The organism is Corallococcus sp. CA041A (genome assembly GCF_003612075.1).
Lineage (GTDB): Bacteria > Myxococcota > Myxococcia > Myxococcales > Myxococcaceae > Corallococcus > Corallococcus exiguus.
Genome location: NZ_RAWF01000079.1, coordinates 1 through 21,983, shown reverse-complemented (window position 1 = coordinate 21,983; position 21,983 = coordinate 1). Strand labels below are relative to the sequence as shown.

Below are 21,983 nucleotides of genomic sequence, written 5' to 3'. Positions count from 1 at the left end.
AGCGCGGATTAGCACAGCTGGACGAGCCGTGCTCCAGCGACGGCGGGTCACCCTCCCGGGTTCAGCTCCCACGGCAACACCGCGGTGAAGGTGGCGCCGCCGCCCTTCGTGGGCTCCAGGTGGATGCTCCCTCCGTGGGCCTCCGCGATGTGGCGGGCCATCCACAGCCCCAGCCCGAAGCCGCCGTGGTGCTGGGTAGGGACGGCGCGCTCGAAGCGCCCGAAGACGCGCTCCTGGTCCTCCGGCCCGATGCCCGCGCCATGGTCCCGCACCGCCAGGCTCACCCGGCCCTCCGCGCGCGCCACGGTGACCTCCACGGGCTTGCCCGGCCCGAACTTGAGGGCGTTGTCCACGAGGCTGTCCAGGAGCTGCTCCAGCCTCGCGCCGTCATAGCTCCCCACCACCGGCAGGGGCGCCTCCAGGGTGAGGACGCAGTCCGCGCGCAGGGCCTTCTCCCGCGACCGCGCCACGACCGTGGCCGCGAGCTCCGCCAGGTCGACCTCCCGGCGTGAGAGGTCCAGCGGTCCGGTGACGAACTCCGACACGTCGACCAGCTGCTCCACCAGTCGCGCCAGGCGCTGGAGGTGCCTCTGCGTCGTCCGCGCCTTGAGCCGCGTGGCTTCCGGGTTCGCGTCCGGAGCCTCGCTGTCCAGGCCTCGCACCAGGGACTGGATGCTGAGCGACAGGGCGCTCACGGGCGTGCGCAGCTCGTGGCTGGCGAGCCGCAGGAAGTCGTCCCGCGTCCGCACGGACTCGCGCAGCGAATCCTTCTCCACCTCGTTGCGGACCACCTCCCGGCGCACGCGAGCCATGTCCAGCTGGGTGCGCACCCGCACCAGCAGCTCGCGCGCGGAGAAGGGCTTCACCAGGTAGTCATCCGCGCCACTTCGCAGGCCCTCCACCGTGGCCTCGTCGCCCGCCCGCGCGGACAGCAGGATGATGGGGATGGCGCGCGTGCGTTCGTCGGCGCGCAGCTCCCGCACCAGGCCAAAGCCATCCAGCACCGGCATCATCACGTCGGAGAGGATGAGGTCCGGCGGCCGGACGCGCGCCTGCTCCAGCGCCTCCTGCCCGTTCCTGGCGGCCTCCACGTGCGGGAAGACGTGCTTGAGCAGACCCGTGACGTAGGCGCGCAGGTCGGCGTTGTCGTCCACCAGGAGGATGCGGGACCGCGCCAGCTCCGCGGAGACCTCTGGCGAGAGCGACGCGGCCGCGGGCGGCGACTCGATGTCCGTGGCGCTGACGTCCATGGACCAGCGGCGCGCCTCCTCCACGAAGGGGATGGCGCCCGTGGGGACCGGCCCTGGCCGGAAGGTGCGCTCGACGCGCTCCGGGGGCAGGTGGTCCGTCCCCCGCGGCAGCCGCAGGGTGAAGGTGGTGCCCCTTCCCAGCTGGCTCGTCACCGCGACGCTGCCTCCATGCAGCTTCATCAGCTCCTGCACCAGCGCGAGTCCGATGCCCGTCCCCTCGTGGCTGCGGCCCTGGGTGACGCGGACGCGGTAGAAGCGCTCGAAGACGCGCGGGAGCTCTTCCTCGGGGATGCCCACCCCCGTGTCCTCCACGCGAAGGACGGCCTGCGCGTCCTCCCACTGAAGGCGCACGCGGATCTCCCCGTGGTAGGTGTATTTCACCGCGTTGGAGATGAGGTTGAGGACAACCTTCTCCCACATCTCGGGGTCGACGTAGAGCGGCTCGGGCAGGGGCGGACAGTCCACCACCAGCCGCAGGCCCGCGCTCTCCACCGCGGACTGGAAGGCGCTCGCGAGGTTCGTGGTGAAGACAGACAGGTCCACGGGCACGTAGCGGGCCTGGGCCCTTCCCGCCTCCATCCGGGAGAAGTCGAGCAGGGTGTTGACCATCTTGTAGAGCCGCAAGGCATTGCGGCGCACCAGCTCCAGCGGCTCTCCCTCCAACGACTTCGGCGTCCTCGCCAGCGCGTCCTCGATGGGGCCGAGGATGAGCGTGAGCGGTGTCCGGAACTCGTGGCTGACATTGCTGAAGAACGCTGTCTTGGCCGCGTCCAGCCGGGCCAGCTCCTCCGCCCGCTGCTTCTCCTGCTCATAGGCGCGGGCGCTGGCGATGCTGGCGCTGAGCTGCCGCGCCAGCAGCTGCAGGAAGCCGCGGTACTCGTCGTCCAGCGCGCGCAGGGGGCTCAGGCCGGCCACGAGCACCGCCGTGGTCTCCGTCTCCACGCCCATGGACACCGGGAGGACGAGCGCTCGCGTCGTGGGCTCGGGCCAGGGCCCGCCGGGAAGGGGCCCGAAGCGCTGGAGCAGGTCCTCGAGCAGGACCTCCTGCCCCCACTGCGTGACGCTCGCGAGCGGCCAGGAGGACGTGTCGTCCAGCGCCAATGCGACAGGAGAGGCAGCCCCATCACGCTCCAGGCCCGCGCAGCTGACCAGGCGTGCCTGCTCCGCCTTGACGACATAGAGCAGCGCGAAGGGCACGTCGTACGCCGCCTGCGACAGCACCCCCTCCAGCGAGCGGAAGATGTCCTCGACCTTCTTGTCCAATGCCATCCGGATGGACAGCTCCCGGAGGATTCCCAGCCGGCGGTCACCCACCACCTGCCGGGTCGTCTCACTCGCGATGGCGAAGAGGCCGGCAATCTCTCCCGACTCGCCGATGGTCGGGTTGTAGGACCAGGTGAAGTAGGACTCCTCCCTCAGGCCACCGGGACGGCGCGCGAAGTTGACGTTCCCGTCTTCGATGTAGATGGGTTCGCCCGTGTCCTGGGCGCGCTTCATCAGTGGCCCCAGCTGTGCCCACTCCTCGACGAGCGCCTCGTTTCCGCGCGCGCCCAGCGTCTGGGGATGCTTCGCCCCCAGGATGGGCCGGAACGGGTCGTTGTAGAGCATGCGCAGCTCGGGGCCCCAGAAGAGGATGATGGGGTAGGGCGAGCGCAGCATCGTGCTGACGGAGGTCCGCAGGGACTGGGGCCAGTGCTCGAGCGGGCCGAGCGAATTGCTGGACCAGTCATGGGCCCGCATCAGGGCGCCCATCTCGCCGCCGTGCTGGATGAAGGCCTCCTCCCGGCCCTCGCGGTGAGGGGTGTCCTTCACCTCGGGGTCGCTGGGAGCTGGCGCGCGCGAGTAGGTCGAGGAACTCATCGAGCGCGTTCGTTATCACACGGCTCCGTGGCCGGGCGGAGCGTGTGGGAGGAAGGTTGACCCCTCGACGCAGGCCTTGGAGGGCAGGCGGCCGGCCATCCCGAGGGCGGCTACGTCCGGGAATTGCCCCGGCGGGCGGCGTCGACGCTCCAGATGCCGGAGCCGTGCGCGGCGATGTAGAAGAAGACGAAGCAGTAGAGCGCCGCGAGCTCGCCCTTGTTCAGCATGGGGTTGAGATTGCCCCCATTGGGGATGACGTGCCCCATGAAGAAGGCGAACGCCATGGTGCCGCTGGAGATGAACGCCGCGGGCCCGGCGAACAGCCCGAGCGCCACGAGCAGGCCGCCCAGGAACTCGATGCCTCCCGCGCCGTAGACGATGAAGGGCGGTGCTCCGGCGGGCATTCCGCCGAACATGCCGAAGACCTTCTGCATGCCGTGCAGCATGAACATCAGCCCCGCGGCGATGCGGAGCAGTGCGTAGATGCGTTCAGCGTGGGGCCGCAGGAATCCCATGGTGTTCTCCAAGCGTGTGCCGGGGGATGGAAGGTCCCGGCACGCGCCCGTGAACCATAATGGCGGGCCCGTGTCCACGCCGCGCACGGGCCCGGGGCGTCACTTGCTGCTCTGGACCACGGTCTCGTCGACGACGGTGAACGAGTCCACCGAGCCCGTCATCCCGATGTGCGTGAAGGCGCTGTAGGGATAGGCGCCGTCATCGAGCTGCTCCACGAACTCGATTTCATCGCCCATCACCTGCTTGCCGTCCTCCAGGGTCACCGTGAACGGGCCTTCCTGGAAGCGCACGCGCCAGATGCAGGCACCCACGCGGCCCGCGCCCGTGGTCACGCCGAACCCCTCCACGCCGAAGTACATGTCCGGGTGACGCTGGCGGTCCATGTACGCCCAGAGCTCCACGCTGCTCCACCGCCACCAGTTGTGCGGCAGCATCATGGCCGTCGGCTCGCCCTGGTAGCGCACGTTGACGACGTAGGCGGAGCCGCCGGGGCTCCCCGTGAATGTGGGCAGCAGCCGCATCCCTGCTTCGGGGTTGCTCGGATCCGGGGCCAGCGACAGCGTGCTGATGACCTGGTCCTCGTTCCGGCCGAAGTACTGCACGCCTTCGTGGCTGGCGCCGAAGTCCACGATGGACCGCTGCCGCCAGCTCTCGGCGCGACCCATGAGCCCCACGACGCCGTCCTGGCCCAGCTTGTTCAAGCCGGTGACCACCAGGCCCTTGTCGGTGGACTCCACCTTCGCGTTGCCCGTGGCGCAGTGGGTGATGCCATCGAAACGCTTCACACAGTCCTGCGAGGCCGCCATGACCTCCTGCGACGTGGAGGCGGCCTTGGCCTCCTCCTGCGTGGGCTCTCCCTGGCAGCCCGCGAACACTCCCATCAACGTGGCCGTCAGGAGCCGGCCCATGAACATGCCTGCGCGCGTCATTGACATCCATTCCTCCTCGGGGTGGACAGCGGAGGCCAGATGTCTGCAATGGACAGACCACGGCGCCCAGCCGAGACAGTCACTCGGATGGCAATGATTGTCGTGCGGCGGCTGTGACTGTTCAGGTCACAGGAAAGCTTGTTTTGTGGCGTTTGCGGTTATTTCCGACGCGTCCCGTCACGATTGACGCCCAGCTGGTTTCGCGCCGCGTCGATGGTTTCGAGCAACGCGATGCTGCGTTCGAGCGGATGCAGCGGTGACTCGGTGCGGCCTTCGGCGATGTGCAGCGCGACCGCGGCCGCCTGCCAGGCGAGACCCTCGCTGCCGTGGATGCCGGACGGGTCGGTCCAGCGCAGCCGCTGGTCCGACCTGGCGGCCTTCAGCGTGAAGCCGCCGGGGGTGAAGAAGCGCGAGTCGATCTGGAGGCGCGCGTGCGTCCCCGCGATGACGGCCTCCTGGGGTGTCTCCGCGAAGAGGGTGGTGTGCAGCAGCGCCTGCGCGCCCGTGGGGTAGGTGAGGACGAGGGCCGCCTGTCCGTCCACGCCTGTCTGGGTGAGGGTGCCCGTGGCGTGGATGTGCGGCGGTGGGCCGAGCACGAGGTGCGCGAGCCAGATGGGATAGATGCCGATGTCCAGCAGCGCGCCACCGCCGAGCGCGGGGTTGAAGACGCGGCCTTCGGGGTCGAAGTCGAAGCAGCCTCCGAAGTCCGCCATGACGAGCCGGATGTCGCCGAGCACGCCGTCGTGCAGCAGCCGTTCGAGGAGCAGGGTCTGCGGGAGGAAGCGCGACCACAGGGCCTCCATGGCGAAGACGCCCGCGGCGCGAGCGGCCTGGGCGATGTCGCGGGCCTCGGAGGCGTCGAGCGCGAGTGGCTTCTCCACGAGGACGTGCTTGCCGGCGGCGATGGCGAGCAATGCCTGTCGCTTGTGTTCGCTGTGGGGAGACGCGACGTAGACGATGTCGACGTCGGGGTCGGCGACGAGCTGCTCGTAGGACTCGTGGACGCGAGGGACGCCGTACTGCGCGGCAAAGCGCCCGGCGCGCTCGGGGTCACGCGAGGCCACCGCGTGGACGCGCTGGTCGGTGTGCCGGTGCAGGGCCCAGACGAAGCCCCCGGCGATCCGCCCCGGCGCGAGCACGCCCCAGCGCAGCACGCGCCCTCCGCGCAAGGGGATGGGTTCGACGTGGGGGAGGGTGGAGGGGAAGGCGCTCACGGACCCAACTCTAGCCGCGGGACGCCGGAGGCGGATGGAGTAGGGTGCGCGTCCGATGTCGCTCCCGCTCGTGCATATCTACTGCGATGGCGCCTGTTCGCCGAACCCCGGCCTGGGAGGGTGGGGTGCCATCCTCATCGCGACCGAACGCCAGGGCTACCGCAAGGAGCTCCAGGGCTCGGAGGCGGACTCCACCAACAACCGGATGGAGTTGACCGCGGCGCTCGTCGCGCTGAAGGCCCTGAAGATGCCGTGCCGCGTCCAGGTATTCACCGACTCGAAGTACGTGTGCAACGCCTTCGCGGAGAAGTGGCTGGACACGTGGCAGGGCAATGGCTGGCGCACGTCGGGCAAGAAGGCCGTGTCCAACGCGGACCTGTGGCGCGAGCTGCTGGAAGCCGTCCGCGGTCATGAGGTGACGTGGCACTGGGTGCGGGGCCACTCGGATGACGTGGAGAACAACCGCGCGGATGCGCTGGCCGTGGCGGCCCGGCTGGAGCTGGCGGCGCGGCTCGGACGGTAGGGGGCTACACGCGCCGGCGCAGGGGCTCCCGCGCGGAGAGCCACTTCGCGGGAATGGCTGACCGCCCCGCGCTCAGGGCGACGATTCCCCCCACCATGGCGCAGGTGGTGTCCCGGTCTCCGAAGCCGGCCACGGTGCACCAGAGGGCTTCCTCGAAGGAGTCGAGGTGCCTTGCCGCGCACCACACTGCGAAGGGCACGGTGTCCTCGGCGAGCACCTTCTGGCCGCTGCCCAGCGTGCGCGCCGCCGAGGAGGGGCTGGTGTCCCGCGGCCACGCCCGCGCCTTCTCCAGTCCCTGGCGCGTGGCTCCGGCGGGCGTGCAGTCCAGCACCGTGTCGAAGAGCTCCATCGCGGAGCCGCGCGTCTGGGGCCACTGGCAGGCCCACGCGGCGGCGACCGCGATGGCGATGGCACCCGCCTGTCCCTCCGGATGCATGTGCGTCACCTCCGCGGACGCGCGCGCTTCCGCTACCACCCGGCTCATGTCTCCCGCGAAGTACGCCCCCAGGGGCGCCACGCGCATGGCCGCGCCGTTACCCATGGAGCCCTGGCCCTCGAAGACCTCCGAGGAAACTTCACGCCACGGCAGCCCGAGTCCCAGCTTCCACAGGATGTCGTGCGCGGTCCCTCCATAGCCGCGGTTCTTGTCGCGGCGGTAGCGCTTCGCGAAGAGGAGTGCGAGCGCGTCCGGGTCGATGTGGCCGTGGTCCTCCAGCACCTGGACAACGGAAAGCGTCATCTCCGTGTCGTCGGTGTAGCCCCAGGGGGCTCGCGGAAGGAGCCGCTGCTCCACCCAGGGCTGCACGAGCTCGTGCGGGCCGAAGAACCGCTCGCCAAAGGCATCTCCCACGGACACGCCGTCCAGCGAAACGAGTGCACGGGCCATCCGTGCGGTGGTCTGTTCATTCCGGGCGTCGCTCATCGCAGTGCAGCAATGATAGTGCATTCGGCAGGGCCGCGCCTTCCGCCGTGTTGTCGAAGATGCACCACACCCGGCGACCGGCCTGCTCGTGGCCGGCAATCTCCACGGCCAGTGCCTCCAGGTACACCTGGGAATATTCGGAGTAATACATCTTCGGCGAGCCGTGCAGCCGGTAGTAGACGACCTCCGCGTCGGGGGGCTGGGGCGCGCTCACCGCGGGCGGATCCGCTCTCACGTAACGGATGCGTGCGTCGTCCAGCACCTGCCGGGCCTCGTCCGTGAACCAGGTCCGGTGCCGGGGCTCGCACACGACGTCCACCGCGGTCCGCTCCCGCAGGGACTGGAAGAACGCGCGGGCGGTTTCACGCTCGTGCTGGAGGCTGGGAGGCAGCTGCACCAACAGGCATCCCAGTTTGGCTTCCAGGTGGCCCGCCTCGCCCAGGAAGCGCTCCAGCGGCTCGCGTGCGTCGCGCAGGCGCAGTTCATGGGTGATGACCTTGGGGACCTTCACCGCGAAGCGGAACGTCTCTGGAACGCTGTCGCGCCAGCGGGCGTAGGTGCCGGGCCGGTGCGGCCGGTAGAAGGAGGAGTTGATCTCCACCGCTGGCAGGACGCGCGCGTAGCGCTCCAGGTGGGTTCCCGTCGTGGGGAAGTGTTCACCCACCGCGCTCGACAGGCTCCAGCCGGCACAGCCGACCCGGCAGCGCTCGTGAGAGGGGTTCGAAGGTCCGTGTCGCACCAGGAGAAGCCAGGCACGGGCCGGCACGATGCTCACCCTCACCCGCGCCAGAAGCGGCGCACCTGGGCGTCCGTGCGTTCCTGTTCAGCGAAGCGGACGAGGAGCGGCTCGGACATGGTTTCCGGCACGCGCAGCTGGGCGAGCATCGCGCGGACCTCGAACTTGCGCGTGAGGCCGAGCAGGGCCTCGCGCTCGGGCTGGGTGAGGCCGGGGTGCCAGCAGTCCGCGATGAGCACCACGCGGCGCTCGGTGCCCCGGTTCCAGGTCTCGTGCTCGAAGGAGTCGTGGAAGGTGAGCACGCGGCCCGGCTGCCAGTGCCGCGATTCCGAGCCCACGCGGATGCCGCAGCCCTCCGGCACCTTGATCCCCAGGTGCAGACGCATCCGGAAGCCGTCCCACGAGCAGTGCGGCGTCAGCGTGGTGCCGGGCGCGTGCGACGAGAACAGCACGTCCGCCAGCGGGAAGTCGGTGCACTCGCCGTCCAGTGACCGCACCGCGGCCGCCGTCTCCTCCATGGCGAGCTGGGGCCAGAAGAGACGGTCGGTGCGCTCGCCGCCGAAGTAGATGGGGTGCACGGACCAGTGGCCCGTGCCGACGATGCCGGAGTCGTAGTGCAGCAGGTCTGCGTTCTCCAGCCGCTCCATGTCTCGCGTCACCGCGGCCAGGCATCCCTCCAGCGCCTTCGCGGCCGGGGGCGGCGGGTCGCGCCACGGGTGCTCATCCAGTCCTGGGAACGGCGGGAAGATGGTGGGGGACTGGTCAGGCCTGGCGGGAGGCGCGGGCACCTGGCCCATGAGCATGTGCAGGTAGTGCTTCAGCCGCTCCAGCTCCGGCCCCGCGCCGAGGACCGCGTCGACGTAGCCGCCCTGCCGGGCCAGGTCGACGATGCGCTGGCGCACCTGCGCGGTGATTTCCTGCGGCGACGTCTGCGCGACCATGGTGCGTTGCCTCCGACTGGGGAGACGCAAGCCATAGCCCGGCGGCGAATGCAGCGTCCAGCGCGGCGGCTCCTGCGACAATGTCTCGCTGGAGTGCATGGACATCTCCGGACCCACGCTCGTGGACTGAGTGACGGCGGACCCATTCCAACGCCCCCGCGCGAGCGGACAGACTGTGCTCCTTCAAGTCCGAAGGGGGAGCTGTCCTTGAGTCTTTCGTCTGTCCGCCGTGCGCTGTTGCCGTGGGTGTTGTTCGTGTCCGCCTGCAAGGGTGAGGGCACCGTGGGGGCTCAAGGGCCTCAAGGGCTCCAGGGGGAAACGGGGCCCGCGGGAGCGCAGGGGCCGCGCGGTGACGTCGGGCCCGCGGGAGCCCAGGGTCTTCAGGGTGAAACGGGGGCCACGGGAGCGCAGGGGCCTCGCGGCGACGTCGGGCCCGCGGGCGCGCCGGGCGGCTCCGGGACGGACAGGCTGCTTGCCGCGCGCGTGCGGATCATCCCGCTGGAAGCCACCGCGCTGGAGTCCGGCGCCGCCCTCCGGGCCGCCGTGGAGGCGGCGCCTTCCGACGGTTCGCAGACGTGGGTGCTGAAGCTCGGCGCTGGCACCTACGACCTGGGGACGACGGGCCTGGTGCTGAAGCAGGGCGTGTTCCTGGAGGGCAGCGGCGTGGGCGTGTCTCGCATCACGTCCTCCACTGCCGGGGATGGCTCGGTGGTGGGCGCTTCCGGTGCGGGGCTGCGCCTGCTCTCCGTGAGCAACACGGGCGGTGGGACGCGGTCGGTGGCGATCTTCAACAGGGATGACGGCTTCGCGGTGAGCGAAGTCCGGGCGGAGGCGCTCGCGGGCCAATCCCTCACCTTTGGCGTGTACTACCAGTCCGCCAATGGCATCACGTTGTCGCGCGTCGAATCCCAAGCGTCGTCGGACCGGGGCCGGGTGATGGGGTTCGCGTTCGACCAGGTGGGCATCACGCTGGAGGACTCCAAGGCCGTCGTCCAGGGCACCGCGAGCGCGGTGGAGTCTGTGATTGGCGTGGGCGTGGCCGGAAACTTCGGCGTCCTGCGCCGCGTGTTCATCAATGCCAGCGCGACGAACGGCGCCCGGAGCTTCGGCGTGGAGGCGGCGGCCCAGGACGTGGACATCGTGGACTCGGAGGTCTTCAGCGGAGGCGCCACGCTGTCCGCGGCCCTGCACGCGGAGACGCCCGGAGTGTCCGTGCGCTCCAGCCGCCTGAAGGGGAACGGCACGGGGGCCTTCGGCATCTACGCGGACTTCCCGGCACCGACGCCCGGGGTCCGCATGGGCATCGACCAGTCCTCCATCGAAGGCTACGAAACGGCCGTGTACCTCAAGGCGGGGAGCACGGCGCGGCTGGGCCACGCGAAGCTCTACGGCAGGGTCTTCGTGGAGCAGGGCGCGAGCGCCTTGTGCCTGTTCACCTTCCAGACCGTGCAGCAGGACACCCTGCCCGTGGATTCCAACTGCCTGTGACGAGTCCCTGGAGGGGTGTATCCCGGCCCGCGAGGATGAAGAGACCGCCGTCCTCGCCGCGGAGTCCTGCTCGCGGCGAGGAGGCCGGCTGGCGACGGTCAGGCTGGCGTGGCCGCCGAAGGCACGGCGCAGCCGCTGTCGTCACAGACGGCGGAGGACTCCCGGGTCGCAGGCCGATGCACGCCGGACGCGGGCCCCCCCTGTACCTCGAGCAGCAAGGTCTGCAGCTCAGCGCCCAATTGCAGGTCGTCGTGCATCCCGAAGACCTGCCGGCGAAGACGTCCCTGCGCGTCGATGAGGACCGTCGTCGGCGTTCCCTGCATGGCGTACGCCCTCATGGTCCGTGGAATGAGGTCGCCGCCTTCGCCCGGTGCGTCCACGCCCACCGGGAACCTCACCCGGTACTCGTGGAGGAACGCCCGCAGGGACTCGAGCTTCATGGCTTCGTGGTGCTCGAAGACCGTGTGCAGCCCGACCACGACGAGCGGCGCGCCCGCGAAGAGTTCAGCGACGCGCTGGGCCTGGGGAATGCCCCGGGCGACGCAGCCCGGGCAGAGCATCTGGAAGGCGTGGAGGAGGATGACCTTGCCGCGGAGTCGCTCCAGGGTGAGCGGCTCTGGCGTATTGAGCCAGTCGGTGGTCCGCCAGGCCGGTGCGGGGCGCGGAGTCATCAGAAGTCCCCATCCTTGACGTAGGGATGGGCCCAGAGCGTCACCTGCAACAGGCAGGACTTCACCCACGCGGCATGCATCTTCTCGACGTCCTCCGAGGAGTGGCCTTGCTCGGCCAGGAAGGGGCGCAGGGTGAAGGTCACCGGGAAGATGAGCGCGAACAGGTTGCGGAAGGGCACGAGGTCCGTCGAAGGGGCTCCGTCGGTCTTGTTCTTCCGGGCCCGGTGATGGCGCAGGCCAATCTCGTGCTGGTAGTCGAGCCAGGCCTGGTCGTACCGGGCGCTCGACGTATCGAGGATCCACTGGGCGAAGCGCTTGCGGACGGAGGTGAGGTAGTCACCCAGGGGCTTGCCGTCTGTCTTTCCGCTGAACGAGGCGAGCAGGTGCGGCTGACTCCCGACAAACCCATACCAGACGTCGAGGATGGCCTCGGTCCGCCCCTTCACGATGTCATGCGACATGCGGAGGGCCTTCACGTCCTCTTCGCCGAACAGGACGCTGGCCTTCATCTGTTCGAAGTCGTTGAGGGATACCGGCGAGCGCGAAACGGACGCGGTGCCGTGGGTATAGCCGGGGATGTTGCTCATGGTGCCTTCTCCTTCAGGGAGCAGAGCTCCGCCGTTGCCGTCGGCCGGAGTGGCCGCGGAAAGCCGTGTTCATTCGTGTCCGAGACGCAGGGACGTCAGCCGCGACGCATGAACTGCGCCCAGACCTCGCGTCGCGCGGACTCCGCCGCGAGCTCGTGTTCCGGGCAGTCGAGGCGCAGTTGCTCACTCGACAGGGGCGCGTCCACGAAGGCGCAGTGGTGCGGAGACGCACCCGGGCGCACGTTCGGACGGAAGTGCGTGCAGGTCACGCACATGCCCGTGACCGGGACGAGCGCCTGCTCCTGAAGCATCCGGATCATCTTGACGATGCCGGCGAAGAAAGCGCGCTGTTCCTCAGGGGAGAGGTCCGCGACCGCGTCCGCCATGAACTCCGGCCAGGAACGCGCGCGGGCCCCGAGTGATGCGCCCGTGGCCGTGGGGGTCAGGAGGCTGGCGCGGGGGTGCCTCGGGTCCGCGGAGCGGGTGACAAGCGCCTTCTCGACGAGGACGCGGACGGAGTCGCTGATGGTGGGAAGCGTCACGCCGAGGCGCTCGCTCAACTCCTTGCCGGTGAGCGGGCCGTTCGCGACCAGCGTGGCGAGAATCTGTCCCTGCGTGGCGGACAGGCCCGCTCCATTCGCCTGCTGCCACGACTGCTGCTTCATCGCGAGCCCGATCTTGTGGAGCCCTGTCGCGATGCGCGCGGCGATGGGTTCGCTGTTCTCGTCGAAGTATCCCGGTCGCTTCCCAGTCATGCATTCGATGTAAGTTAGGACTCCTAAGTTGTCAAGGCGACCGGGCGGAGCGTTCGTGTCCTTCCCGTGGGCGTGTGGCAGAGTCCCCCCGCTTTGCATCCCTTCGCGTTCACCCGCCGGTTCCGGGCCTGGCACCTCGTGCTCGGAGCCTTGTTCATCTACACCGTGGTCTGCGTCTGGAGCGCCTTCCGGGGTGGGGTGTTCGCGTTCCACGACCTCGCGCTCCTGAACGACCTGTTCTCGAACGCGGTGCACCGGGGCCGGCCCTTCTGGGTGACGGACGGGGGCTTCAACCACCTCACGGTGCACTTCACTCCGACGCTGCTGTTGCTCACGCCGCTGTTCCTGCTCAGCGACTCGCAGTTCCTGTTCATCCTGTTGGGGCTGGTGGCGCTGTACGCGGCGGTCGCGCTCCAGGTCTGGTTCTTCGAGCGCATGGTCGAGGAGCAGGAGCTGCTTCCCGCCGCCTGGAGGCCGTGGGCCTCCGCCGCCTTCACGCTGTACCTGGCGCTCAATCCGTTCGTGAAGACGGTCGCGCTCTCCGCGCACTTCGAGGTGTTCTTCCAGCTGGGCTCCACGGCGGTGCTCGTGATGCTCCTGCGAGGAGTGCGGATGCGGTGGATCGTGCCCACGGCGCTGCTTGCGTTGGGCGTGCGTCCGGATGGAGGCCTGTTCCTCGCGTTCCAGTCGGCGGCATTGCTGCTGCTGCCGGCCGTGGCCCGTCCACCACGTGCGGTGCTCACGCGCAGGGCGCTCGGGGTGTCCGCGTTGGCTTTTGGCTACCTCGCGCTTTGTGTCGCGGTGGTGCTGCCGGCGCTCGGGACGCCTTCGGGCACGCGGTTCTGGTCGCACTACGGCAGCACGTGGGGGCAGGTCGCCTTCACCGCGCTGGGCGACCCCGGCAGGGTGGTGCACGACGTGGCCACCAGTGGGCTGGTGGTCTTCCAGCGAAGCTTCTGGTGGCTCCAACTGCTCTCGCCCGCGGCAACGCTGGTCAGCACGATTCCGGGCACCTTCTTCTTCATGGCGGACGCGCCGGACAAGCGCCTCCTCTGGTTCTACAACTCCGCCTTCCTGCTACCCGGGCTGGGCGTGTGCGCGGCGGCTGGCTTCGGGTGGCTCGCGGAGGTGTGGAAGGGCGTGCTCGCGCGCGGGCGGGTCCCTGCCTGGACCGCGACGGTGCCGGCGCTGCTGCTCGCCGTGCTCGCGATTCTCCAGGTCGCGCGCTTCGACCGGACCATCGGGTCTCCGCCGCTGCGTCCCATGCCACCGGTGGATGGTGACTTCCGCCAGGCGTTCGCGCGTCAGGTCCAGACGTGTGCCTCACGGCGTGCGGTGGCCACGGACTTCCGCTCCATCGTCTTCGTGCCCAACGGCTACGACCGCTTCCTCCTGCACCACTATGAGCGGGCGCAGGTCGTGCTCGTGCCTCCGCGCGTGGACACGCTCCTCCTGGGCGCGGCCTCACGAGAGGCGTTGCTCGACACGCTCCAGGGGGATTCCCGGTTCGAGGAAGTGGCGGACCCGGGACCTGTCCGCGTCTTCGTCCGGAAGGATGCGCGCGGCTGCGGTTCGTAATGCGGTTCGTGGAAAGGTGATGACGGGGGCCATGACGCTTCGGACCGCGCTCGCCTTCAGTTCCTCCCGCCTCCGCAGCAGGCGCGGTGGACGGAGGGGGCACATCCGAGGTCCAATCACGGCCGTCATGACCCCAGACGAAGTGCAGAGAACCTTGGCGGACTCGGAGCTGGTGCCGTGCGCGGAGTTGTCACTCGCGGACGCCCGGAGAATGGTGGAGGGCTTCCTGGACGCGGACGTCCCCGCCCTCGTCCACCGTGAGGCGTGCGGCAAGGTCGGCTGCTCTCCGAAGTTCCAGGTGCTGGTGCGGCCCGAGGATGGGCCCCGGGTGGCCGCCCTGCTCCAGCAGGGATGGCTGGAGACGGTGCGCCGCGAGGGTCTGATGCCAGAGGGTGTGGCTCCCCGCCTGATGCCCTCCGCCTCGTCAGAAGCCACCGAGGAAGAGGGAGAGCCTCCCTGCCCGGCCTGCGGAACGGCCGCCCCTCTGGTGGCGGGCGCCTGCAGCGACTGCGGCCTCCAACTCGAGTAGGCGTCAGACGGCTCGGGCGTGTGCCGGGGGCGGGATTCGAACCCGCAACCTCCGCGTTTTGAGCGCGGCGCCTCTACCTGATTGGGCCAACCCGGCGTGAGCTGTCTTGGCTGTGAAGTCGGGATGACTGGATTCGAACCAGCGACCTTGCGCGCCCGAGGCGCACGCTCTTGACCAGACTGAGCTACATCCCGATGGGTTTGAGTCCTCGAGGGAGGACCCGGACATGACTGAGGCCGGGTCCCCCCTCGGGAGCCCGGCCTCTGTCCATGCCCGTCCCGGTGTTACCGGGTGGCGGCGTGGGTCAGGTGCCGGGCGGACAGCCGTGGAACGAGGCGATGGCCAGTTCCAAGCTGTCTGGAGTGGGCTCCATGTCGGTGGGGCGGTTGGGGTTCGGCTCGTCGCGCTTCGTCATGGGCATCACACTCCTTTCTCGGGGATGAGGGACGCGGCGGAAAATCAGTCCTGACAGAGCTGCTTCCGCCAGTTGCGCTTCTCGATGCACCGGACGTTGTCCACGTCCGCGAGCGTCTTCAGATACCGGCCCAGGTCGAGCAGCTCCGTGTCGTGCGCCTCGCCCTCGTATTCGCGGACGTAGATGGCGTTGCCGTGGTTGTGGATGCACTTGGCCGGCGTGTCATCGACAATCAGGACGCGCTCCAGTTGGTAGCCCCGCCGCTTCAACTTGCGCAGCTTCTTGACCCAGCCGTAGTGCGCATCCGGATCGAGAAACCCATCCCGCTGGACGCCGGCCCGGTCGAACCCATACGTGCAGCGGCTCCGCCCCCAGACGAAGTCCAGCTCGAGCTCCGGCGGGACCATCCGCTTCACGAGCTCCGCCACGTACTTGTCAGCCCCCGCCGACCAGATGGCGAGCCGGAAGCGGGAGGCGCACTCCCGCAGGAAGGGCTCCAGGTGCGGACGCACGTGGACGAAGTAGCCCAGGGCCTGGAAGTCCGCCTCCCGGGCCAGGGGCTTCTCGCTTGCGTGGACCAGGGTCTCATCCAGGTCCAGGATCAACAGGATGCGGTCCGTGGGCGCCGTCACCGGTGGGTCTCCCTCCCGGTGATGACGCCGCACGGCTCCGGGAAATGACGACGCGGTGTCATTTCACGCCGCCTTGAGGGGTGGCTCAATACCCTGCCAGCCCCCTCTCATTCCGAAAACTCCAATTTCTATCATGCTCCTCAGAGATGGGTGGGGCTGTTCAGTTCCAGGTGGCCAATGACCCGGTCCAGTGCCCTGCGGGCGAATCGTGCTCATGCCAGGACGCCCCGTGTCCTGGAGAAGCGACTGCGTCCAACCTGAAGAGTTTCTGATTTGTCTAGAATTGACTGGGACCCAGGAGGTTCTGGTTTGAGGTGAATGATTGGAAGACAGTTTGTTCGGGTTGAGGTGAAGTTTTGGCTAAGCCAAGGCCCGCCGACGCCCAGTCGCAGCCCAAGGTCGTTTCAACCGGGAGTTGAATGCCAATGCTGAATGCCGCGAACAAGAAGGCGCCGATCTTCGGTCTTCAATACATCGAAGAAGAGGAGGCGACCCTGATGGATGTTGTTGGCTGCCAGGGTGTCGTGGGGATGGCGCAGGAAGCTGCCCCCAAGCTGGCTATCACCATTCGTTCTTGCGGTGATATTGACGCGGATGGGGAAGAGGAGCTCGAGCCCTAGCTCCACGGTTGTCCGGTGCCGTTCCTGCCTTTGGAACGGCGCCATTGACTCGGAAATCCCGCCTCAATGCGTACACCTGAAATCCGCCCGTGCGCCTCATGATCCTCATCCTCAGTCATTTCGCGCAAGACATTACTGTGGTTCGCCTCACGCGAGTCCTACAGGACCAAGGGCAAGAGTTTCTGGTCCTTGACCCAACGGCAATGGGGCGTGAGGTGTCGCTAGCTCTCGATGGGCAAGGTCCTTCTTGCATCCTGCGAGTGGGTGGACGCACCTTCGAGCTGTCCCAGCTGAAGTCCGCGTGGCTCTGGCGATCCTGGCAGCGGTTTCATGACGAGCCAGGACTCACGGAACTGGCGGCACGTCCTGCCGACTGGAATTTCTTCCGCGCTGAATGGCGCTCCTTCCACAAGTCCCTGGTCCTCGCGCTCAAATACAGCAATACATTCTGCGTGAACCCTGCGCCAATGGGCGGAGCCGCCGAGGAGAAGTGCGGCCAGCTCCTGGTCGCGGCTCAATGCGGGCTGCGCATTCCTCGTTCGCTCTACACTGCGAAACTATCGCTGGCCAGGGAGTTCATTCATTCCCAGGGGGGAAAGGGGATCTACAAACCGTTCACCAGTTATGTCGATTTGAAAGACGTGCACGACCTCGCCTCCGCGCGCGTCGCACGCCTCTATACCAACCGCGTTCAGGAGGAGGACCTCGAGGAACGGGATGGGCTCATCCCCTCTCCGGGAATCTTCCAGCCCTACGTTGAAAAGTCCCTGGAACTCCGGATCGTGGTCGTTGGAGAAAAGGTGTTCGCGTGCGCCATTCACTCCCAACAGAACGAACGTGGACGCAGCGACTGGCGCCGTGCTGTGAATCAATCCGTCCAATATGAGCCCTACTCCCTGCCTGCTGAGATTGAAGAGAAGCTCCTTCTTTTGATGCGACGACTTCAGTTGGTCTTTGGGAGCGTCGACATGATTGTGACGCCTGAGGGGGAGTACGTTTTTCTGGAAGTGAATCCAGCAGGTCAGTTTGACTGGATCGCCCACTTTGGACGACTGCCCATCTACGAATGTCTTGCGGCGATGCTGGTTGCAGGCCGCACCAACTATACGGTTCCAGCTGCCCATGCTGCATAGGTGGAGAGTCTACAGGCGGCTTCCCTGGGTCCGCATCGCGGACGGACGGGACTGTGGTGCAGCGGCGTTTGCCTCCCTGGCTGCCTACCACGGGCATCATCTGTCGCTGGAGCAGGCACGCGTCCTGGTGGGAACTGACCGGGATGGCACCTCATTGGCGGGCTTGCGCGACGGTGGCCGTTCTATTGGTCTGGAGGCGCGCCCCGCGAGGGCTGACTACGAGAGCCTCCACCAGCTCGTGCTTCCCGCGATTCTTCACCTCAACGAGCGGGAGGGGCATTTCGTGGTCTTGCGCTCCTGGAGCTCCGCAGAGGTCGAAGTGCTCGACCCCAATCGGGGATTGCGGCGGATGACCCGCGCGCAGGTCGAATCCACTTGGAGTGGGTTCGTGGTCGAGTACCTGAAAACCGCTTCCTTCCAGCCACGAGCGCCAGACTTCAAGCCCTTTGCCGCAAGCCTGAATCTAATTCGTCCGTATCTCATCCCACTGGGACTTGGGCTCGGGCTGATGCTTCTGGGGACCGCGTTAGGCTGGCTGGCGTCCTTCTTCCTTCGGACGTTGCTCGATGATTTGCTACCGCGCAAGGAGCACGGGCAACTGGCTCTCTTCGGTGGCGCACTGGTCGCAGCCAGCGTGCTGCAGGGCGGCCTGCAGTTGCAGCGATTGTGGCTGTCGGCTGGCGTGGGAAGACGGATTCACGAAGCCTATGGTGCGCGCTATCTGAGCCACCTCTTGGAGCTTCCGCTGCAGGTGTTCGATACGCGCTCGGTGTCCTCCCTGGTCATGCGCGTCGGCCAGGTGGAGAACATCCAGTTGTCGATGAGCGAGATGGCTTTGACCCTTCTCAATGATGTGCTCATGTTTTCGCTGGCGCTGGGGGTTATTTTCTTCCATGACCCGGGCTCGGCGTTGATCGCTCTCGCCGCGGTCCCGTTGGTTCTCTTGGGCGTAGGGTTGTTCAGCAACGTCGTGCATGAAGCTCAGCTGGATGCCATCAGTCGCAGTGATGAGCTTGCCAGCCAGCTTGTTGGCGTCTTCGAGGGTTTGAGAATCATTCGCGCTGCCTCCGCCGAGGGGCGCTTCCGGAAGTTGCTGATGGAACGGTTCTCGGAACTCGTGTCGGCACGATATCGGAGTCGACGGGCTCTGGTCTTGCCGTCGGTATGGGGATTCATGACGGGGTCCATGGTCGTGGGGACCGTCCTCTGGCATGGAGGCTCGCGCGTCTTGCAGGGCCACATGACTGCTGGCGAACTGCTGGTCATCTTCGGGTTGATGGTTTTCTATCTCAATCCCGTCCAGCGTTTCCCGTCAATGATGGCCAATCTTCGGGGGACGCTCATCTCTCTGCGCCGACTGGAGGAGATCCTGGCGCTGCGAATAGAGCGCGATAGGACTCGAACGCCCCCCGTGCCCCAGGTAGACGTCAATGGACGCGTTGTGTTCAAGGGCGTGACGTTCGGCTACAAGGCGCGTCGGCCCGTGCTCAAGAACGTGTCGTTCACGATCGAGCCAGGCGAAACCGTGGCGATTGTCGGAGAGACGGGTTCTGGCAAGAGTTCGCTGGTGAATCTGCTCGTCGGGCTCTATTTGCCCGAGCAAGGTGATGTCTTCATTGGTCAACACAGCACGCGTGACATCGACCCGCAGGAGCTGCGGCGTCACATGAGTGCCGTGTTTCAGGGCCCTCAGCTTTTCCAACAGTCCATCCGGGACAACCTCACCATGTTGGAGGAGGGGGTGTCGGATGAGCAGGTGGCCCGCGCCGCACGTCTGGCTAACGCATCAGGGTTCATCGAGGCTTTGCCTCAGGGCTACAGGACCCAGGTCTCCACCGGGGGGGACAACTTCTCCACGGGTCAAGCGCAGCGGCTGGGGCTTGCCAGGGCGCTGTTGAAGTCAGCTCCCATCCTTGTGCTCGACGAAGCAACGAGCAATCTCGACAGTGCCACGGAGTTGGCCATTCTCCAGGCGCTTGAGGAGGATCGGCAGGGGCGCACGACCATCGTCATCGCTCACCGCCTGAGCACGGTCATCCGAGCGGACCGTATTCTGGTCATCCATCAAGGAGAGTTGGTTGAGATGGGGACGCACGATGCGCTGATTCAGGCGCAAGGCAGGTATGCGCGACTGTTTGGCATCCAGACCCAGCCCGCCCCGGAACTCAGTCGTGCGGTGGGGAGTGGGTGATGAAGTGTTGATGTTATCTTGCCGAAAGGGTGCGTGATGAAAATGGCATTGACCTCGTTCTTCTCCCGAGTCCTGGTTCTGCTGACGGTGTTCACGATGAGCCCGGCATTCGCCGAGGAGACGAATGCCTCCGCGGCCGCGCCGATAGAGTCAGGAGATGAGACCTGTTCCGTCTGCGGACCTGCGCCCTGCTGCGTGATTCTCTGGACTGCGTGGTGTGGGTGCCCGTTCGGAGACAAGGGTGATCGTCTGGAGAGCCGTGTTGACGATGGCCTGAGTGAACGTGCAGAGGAAATGCTCTTGGCGTGTCGCCCTCAGGGCCGGGGCCAGACCTCTTCTGACTCCGTTGCGGACTGAAGCGAGTGGACGGACGTCAATCCGCCCCTCGTTGCTGTCCGTGAGGGTGTCACCAGTCCTGTCGGCATGGAGCCCTCGGCGTCACTGCACGCCGGGCGCTCGGAATACCTGGCCGTTGCGGCCTTCCAGCACGAGGCTGGCCTCGTCCGTGCTGCCCACGCGCAGCTCCACGCGGGCCTGGCCGCGACGGTCCACCAGGAGCAGGCCAGGCGAGCCCTCTTCATCCGCGCCCAGGATGGCGCGGGGGCGTCCCGTCACGTCCGCCAGCTCCAGTCGCGACGAGCCGTCCACCTGGAGCCCCACGGAGAACAGCTCCGCGCCCCCGGACTTGGACAGCGTCAGTCGCGGCGCCTCGTCGGAGAACACCATCAGCTCCGCCAGCGACTCGCCTTCCGCCGTGGAGAAGCGCAGCCGGGGCGAGTCGTCCTCGCCCACACCCAGCAGTGCCCGGGGACGGCCTTCGCTGTCGTTCAGCACCAGCGACGCGCCGCCGTGGCGGTTCGCTTCCAGGCTGGCCCGTGTGCGGCCCCTGGCGTCCTTGAGCACCAGCCGGGATGCGACCAGCTCTCCCGGATGCTCCTGCGTCGCTTCGTCACGCAGGGCCGCGCTTCCCAGTCCCACCCCGGCCAGCACGAAGGCCGCGAGGGTGAGGCCCTGCCATCGTCGGAGCCGGCCTTCCAGCCGCTCCATGCGCGCGTCCAGTGAGTCCATCCCGGCGTCGCCTCCTGTCCCACCCTGGTGGGACGGCAGGAGGCTAGCAGAGGCCGGCGGGCCTCCGCTCAGCGGGGCAGGAAGAGGAGCAGGAACGTGGGCAGCGAGGCGACAAGAATGCCCGCGCAGAGTGTGAGCACCATCTGGAGGAAGAAGAGGTCCTCCAGCGTCTCCTCCAACACTCCCTCCAATCGATCGATGGCCAACATCTCCAGCTCCCGCACGGCGGAAGGCACGTCCGACGACGTCAGCACCGCGCGCAGGGCGATGAGCCCCAGCACCCGGCGGGACTGGTCCATGAGGAAGCCCTCCAGCCATCCGGCGCGGGAGGCCGCGGATTCGCGCTCCTCCTCGGGCTCCCGCATGCGCTCCGCCACCGACTCCTCGATGGCCCGGGTGAGCTCCGCGCGGCTGGGCGTGCTGGCCCCGCGCAACCGTCGGGCGACCTGCATCGTCGCGGGCTTGAGGATGGCGTACGCATAGCCCATCAGCCCTCGCGCCCGGACCTCGCTCGCGAGCCGTGAGCTGACCCCGTGGAGCATCCAGACGTAGCCCCCAGCCAGAGCCAGGGGCAGGGGTGTGAGCACGAAGCTCAGGTAGTTCAGCCAGGAGGGCGTTGGTGTCGCGCCCGTCCAACGCGGCGCGAGCACGAAGACGCCTGCCAGCACCAGGCCGAAGCACCCGAAGAGGAGGAAGCCCTTCAGCGCGCCCATCACGCCGGAGCCCAGCAGCGCGGGCACCATCGAGAGGAGGCTCCGCAAGCCCGCGCGGGCCATGCCTCCCATGGACTCACGCGGAGGCACTTCGAGCGGCGCCGCGTCCCGTTGCTTCAATGCCGCGTGGCTCATGACGAGCGCTCCAGCTCGGCGGCAGCCCACCGGTCCACCTGTTCCGCGGAGGGTGGCGATACCGGCTCGCTGGCTTTCAGCTCGCGCCGGCGCCGCCACCACATCAGGAGCGCGGCTGCTCCGAAGAGCACGCCCCCCACGGCCAGCCGGGGCAGCAGCCACGGAATGGGTCCGGACCGGGAGCTCTGGCGCTCCTTCCACCACGCGGTGCCGGTCCCAATCAGCGCGAGCACGCCCGGAATGGCGGTCATGCGCCACAGCGTCCCGCTGTCAGGGCCCGGCACGAGCGCCAGCAGCCCGAGGAACACCGTCGTGGTCCACAGCAGGATGCGGCCCAGCCGGAAGTTCGTCAGCCCCACCAGCACCGCCGCGACGGGCTTCGAGCCCTCACCACTCATGTTGCGTCCCCATGGGAGCGTCATCCTAAGCCATCCGGGGTAAATCTTTGCCTACCCAACGAGTGCGGGCAGAGGAGATGAGACGTCGGAAGCCTCCTGGGCGGCCCAACTGCGCCAGGAGGTGGACGGCAGCAGCGTAGAAGTCCTCCCGCCGCTTCGTCAGCATGCGGCTGAAGTAC

Annotated in this window: 21 protein-coding genes and 2 tRNA genes; 7 read left to right on the top strand and 16 right to left on the bottom strand. The window is 67.7% G+C overall.

The window, feature by feature from the left end; genetic code table 11:
* Positions 1 to 47: 47 nt before the first annotated feature.
* From D7V77_RS16320 to D7V77_RS16305, 4 genes are all read right to left on the bottom strand, one after another.
* Complete coding sequence (locus D7V77_RS16320; protein WP_120577215.1) at positions 48 to 3,110, bottom strand: ATP-binding protein; 3,063 nt, start codon at positions 3,108 to 3,110, stop codon at positions 48 to 50.
* 110 nt (positions 3,111 to 3,220) lie between these two features.
* The gene (locus D7V77_RS16315; RefSeq protein ID WP_120577214.1) at positions 3,221 to 3,625 is read right to left on the bottom strand and encodes a DoxX family protein; all 405 of its coding nucleotides are present in this window, start codon (positions 3,623 to 3,625) and stop codon (positions 3,221 to 3,223) included.
* 99 nt (positions 3,626 to 3,724) lie between these two features.
* Positions 3,725 to 4,561 (bottom strand): hypothetical protein, encoded by an 837-nt coding sequence (locus D7V77_RS16310; protein WP_147452075.1) that lies wholly within the window; start codon positions 4,559 to 4,561, stop codon positions 3,725 to 3,727.
* A 152-nt stretch (positions 4,562 to 4,713) separates the two neighbouring features.
* Entirely contained in the window at positions 4,714 to 5,769 is a 1,056-nt protein-coding gene (locus D7V77_RS16305) for a Gfo/Idh/MocA family protein (RefSeq protein ID WP_233597019.1), read from the bottom strand.
* A gap of 55 nt (positions 5,770 to 5,824) precedes the next feature.
* Between D7V77_RS16305 and rnhA the strand changes: the two genes are divergently transcribed.
* Positions 5,825 to 6,292 carry a ribonuclease HI gene (gene rnhA, locus D7V77_RS16300; RefSeq protein WP_120577212.1) on the top strand — a complete coding sequence of 156 codons (468 nt, stop codon included), beginning with the start codon at positions 5,825 to 5,827 and terminating at the stop codon, positions 6,290 to 6,292.
* Between the two features lie 4 nt (positions 6,293 to 6,296).
* On the opposite strand, the gene D7V77_RS16295 is transcribed toward rnhA, so the two are convergent.
* From D7V77_RS16295 to D7V77_RS16285, 3 genes are all read right to left on the bottom strand, one after another.
* On the bottom strand, positions 6,297 to 7,178 hold the full coding sequence (locus D7V77_RS16295) for an ADP-ribosylglycohydrolase family protein (protein WP_199733792.1): 882 nt from the start codon (positions 7,176 to 7,178) through the stop codon (positions 6,297 to 6,299).
* 16 nt (positions 7,179 to 7,194) lie between these two features.
* Positions 7,195 to 7,878 (bottom strand): DUF72 domain-containing protein, encoded by a 684-nt coding sequence (locus D7V77_RS16290; protein WP_199733791.1) that lies wholly within the window; start codon positions 7,876 to 7,878, stop codon positions 7,195 to 7,197.
* Positions 7,879 to 7,991: 113 nt separating this feature from the next.
* Positions 7,992 to 8,891, bottom strand: a complete 900-nt coding sequence (locus tag D7V77_RS16285) for an aspartyl/asparaginyl beta-hydroxylase domain-containing protein (protein ID WP_120577210.1) — start codon at positions 8,889 to 8,891, stop codon at positions 7,992 to 7,994.
* Between the two features lie 207 nt (positions 8,892 to 9,098).
* Here D7V77_RS16285 and D7V77_RS45710 point away from each other — a divergent pair, with 207 nt between their 5' ends.
* A complete protein-coding gene (locus D7V77_RS45710; protein WP_233597018.1) occupies positions 9,099 to 10,379 on the top strand; it encodes a collagen-like protein in 1,281 nt (426 codons plus the stop codon).
* 98 nt (positions 10,380 to 10,477) lie between these two features.
* Here the strand turns inward: D7V77_RS45710 and D7V77_RS16275 are convergent, their stop codons facing one another.
* The 3 genes from D7V77_RS16275 to D7V77_RS16265 form a co-directional block, all read right to left on the bottom strand.
* On the bottom strand, positions 10,478 to 11,050 hold the full coding sequence (locus D7V77_RS16275) for a redoxin domain-containing protein (RefSeq protein WP_120577209.1): 573 nt from the start codon (positions 11,048 to 11,050) through the stop codon (positions 10,478 to 10,480).
* On the bottom strand, positions 11,050 to 11,637 hold the full coding sequence (locus D7V77_RS16270; RefSeq protein WP_120577208.1) for a protoglobin domain-containing protein: 588 nt from the start codon (positions 11,635 to 11,637) through the stop codon (positions 11,050 to 11,052). The genes D7V77_RS16275 and D7V77_RS16270 overlap by 1 nt, the downstream gene beginning before the upstream one ends.
* Before the next feature lie 95 nt (positions 11,638 to 11,732).
* On the bottom strand, positions 11,733 to 12,392 hold the full coding sequence (locus tag D7V77_RS16265) for a MarR family winged helix-turn-helix transcriptional regulator (protein ID WP_120577207.1): 660 nt from the start codon (positions 12,390 to 12,392) through the stop codon (positions 11,733 to 11,735).
* Positions 12,393 to 12,485: 93 nt separating this feature from the next.
* On the opposite strand from D7V77_RS16265, the gene D7V77_RS16260 reads away from it, so the two are divergent.
* Together D7V77_RS16260 and D7V77_RS16255 are read left to right on the top strand one after the other, a co-directional pair.
* The gene (locus D7V77_RS16260; RefSeq protein WP_120577206.1) at positions 12,486 to 13,970 is read left to right on the top strand and encodes a hypothetical protein; all 1,485 of its coding nucleotides are present in this window, start codon (positions 12,486 to 12,488) and stop codon (positions 13,968 to 13,970) included.
* A 127-nt stretch (positions 13,971 to 14,097) separates the two neighbouring features.
* Positions 14,098 to 14,499, top strand: a complete 402-nt coding sequence (locus D7V77_RS16255) for a hypothetical protein (protein WP_120577222.1) — start codon at positions 14,098 to 14,100, stop codon at positions 14,497 to 14,499.
* Positions 14,500 to 14,520: 21 nt separating this feature from the next.
* Here the strand turns inward: D7V77_RS16255 and D7V77_RS16250 are convergent.
* From D7V77_RS16250 to D7V77_RS16240, 3 genes are all read right to left on the bottom strand, one after another.
* Positions 14,521 to 14,595, bottom strand: a tRNA-Leu gene (locus D7V77_RS16250).
* Between the two features lie 22 nt (positions 14,596 to 14,617).
* Positions 14,618 to 14,693: transfer RNA gene (locus tag D7V77_RS16245), tRNA-Pro, on the bottom strand.
* A 265-nt stretch (positions 14,694 to 14,958) separates the two neighbouring features.
* Entirely contained in the window at positions 14,959 to 15,546 is a 588-nt protein-coding gene (locus D7V77_RS16240) for an NIF family HAD-type phosphatase (protein WP_120577205.1), read from the bottom strand.
* Positions 15,547 to 15,965: 419 nt separating this feature from the next.
* On the opposite strand from D7V77_RS16240, the gene D7V77_RS16235 reads away from it, so the two are divergent.
* The 3 genes from D7V77_RS16235 (at position 15,966) to D7V77_RS16225 (ending at position 19,490) form a co-directional block, all read left to right on the top strand.
* Positions 15,966 to 16,166, top strand: coding sequence for a herpeto-tandem family RiPP (locus D7V77_RS16235; RefSeq protein WP_120577204.1), 201 nt, complete (start codon positions 15,966 to 15,968; stop codon positions 16,164 to 16,166).
* A gap of 98 nt (positions 16,167 to 16,264) precedes the next feature.
* Positions 16,265 to 17,299: a hypothetical protein gene (locus tag D7V77_RS16230; protein ID WP_233597029.1), complete on the top strand. Its 1,035-nt coding sequence runs from the start codon at positions 16,265 to 16,267 to the stop codon at positions 17,297 to 17,299.
* Positions 17,289 to 19,490 (top strand): peptidase domain-containing ABC transporter, encoded by a 2,202-nt coding sequence (locus D7V77_RS16225; protein ID WP_120577202.1) that lies wholly within the window; start codon positions 17,289 to 17,291, stop codon positions 19,488 to 19,490. Before D7V77_RS16230 ends, D7V77_RS16225 begins: the two co-directional genes overlap by 11 nt.
* A gap of 438 nt (positions 19,491 to 19,928) precedes the next feature.
* Here the strand turns inward: D7V77_RS16225 and D7V77_RS16220 are convergent, their stop codons facing one another.
* The 3 genes from D7V77_RS16220 to D7V77_RS16210 all read right to left on the bottom strand — a co-directional run bounded on the left by D7V77_RS16220 (position 19,929) and on the right by D7V77_RS16210 (position 21,828).
* Entirely contained in the window at positions 19,929 to 20,558 is a 630-nt protein-coding gene (locus D7V77_RS16220; RefSeq protein ID WP_120577201.1) for a hypothetical protein, read from the bottom strand.
* 68 nt (positions 20,559 to 20,626) lie between these two features.
* Positions 20,627 to 21,406: a hypothetical protein gene (locus tag D7V77_RS16215; RefSeq protein ID WP_120577200.1), complete on the bottom strand. Its 780-nt coding sequence runs from the start codon at positions 21,404 to 21,406 to the stop codon at positions 20,627 to 20,629.
* Positions 21,403 to 21,828, bottom strand: a complete 426-nt coding sequence (locus D7V77_RS16210; RefSeq protein ID WP_120577199.1) for a hypothetical protein — start codon at positions 21,826 to 21,828, stop codon at positions 21,403 to 21,405. Before D7V77_RS16210 ends, D7V77_RS16215 begins: the two co-directional genes overlap by 4 nt.
* Between the last annotated feature and the right edge of the window lie 155 nt (positions 21,829 to 21,983).

Bases quoted from the DNA above. Each gene is read 5' to 3' on its own strand.
- D7V77_RS16310 (WP_147452075.1), bottom strand. From the start codon at position 4,561: ATGTCAATGACGCGCGCAGGCATGTTCATGGGCCGGCTCCTGACGGCC.
- D7V77_RS16210 (WP_120577199.1), bottom strand. From the start codon at position 21,828: ATGACGCTCCCATGGGGACGCAACATGAGTGGTGAGGGCTCGAAGCCC.
- D7V77_RS16230 (WP_233597029.1), top strand. From the start codon at position 16,265: ATGATCCTCATCCTCAGTCATTTCGCGCAAGACATTACTGTGGTTCGC.
- D7V77_RS16275 (WP_120577209.1), bottom strand. From the start codon at position 11,050: ATGACTCCGCGCCCCGCACCGGCCTGGCGGACCACCGACTGGCTCAAT.
- D7V77_RS16255 (WP_120577222.1), top strand. From the start codon at position 14,098: ATGACCCCAGACGAAGTGCAGAGAACCTTGGCGGACTCGGAGCTGGTG.
- rnhA (WP_120577212.1), top strand. From the start codon at position 5,825: ATGTCGCTCCCGCTCGTGCATATCTACTGCGATGGCGCCTGTTCGCCG.
- D7V77_RS16235 (WP_120577204.1), top strand. From the start codon at position 15,966: ATGCCAATGCTGAATGCCGCGAACAAGAAGGCGCCGATCTTCGGTCTT.
- D7V77_RS16215 (WP_120577200.1), bottom strand. From the start codon at position 21,406: ATGAGCCACGCGGCATTGAAGCAACGGGACGCGGCGCCGCTCGAAGTG.
- D7V77_RS16265 (WP_120577207.1), bottom strand. From the start codon at position 12,392: ATGACTGGGAAGCGACCGGGATACTTCGACGAGAACAGCGAACCCATC.
- D7V77_RS16285 (WP_120577210.1), bottom strand. From the start codon at position 8,891: ATGGTCGCGCAGACGTCGCCGCAGGAAATCACCGCGCAGGTGCGCCAG.
- D7V77_RS16295 (WP_199733792.1), bottom strand. From the start codon at position 7,178: ATGGCCCGTGCACTCGTTTCGCTGGACGGCGTGTCCGTGGGAGATGCC.
- D7V77_RS16225 (WP_120577202.1), top strand. From the start codon at position 17,289: ATGCTGCATAGGTGGAGAGTCTACAGGCGGCTTCCCTGGGTCCGCATC.
- D7V77_RS16220 (WP_120577201.1), bottom strand. From the start codon at position 20,558: ATGGACTCACTGGACGCGCGCATGGAGCGGCTGGAAGGCCGGCTCCGA.
- D7V77_RS16320 (WP_120577215.1), bottom strand. From the start codon at position 3,110: ATGAGTTCCTCGACCTACTCGCGCGCGCCAGCTCCCAGCGACCCCGAG.
- D7V77_RS16270 (WP_120577208.1), bottom strand. From the start codon at position 11,637: ATGAGCAACATCCCCGGCTATACCCACGGCACCGCGTCCGTTTCGCGC.
- D7V77_RS16315 (WP_120577214.1), bottom strand. From the start codon at position 3,625: ATGGGATTCCTGCGGCCCCACGCTGAACGCATCTACGCACTGCTCCGC.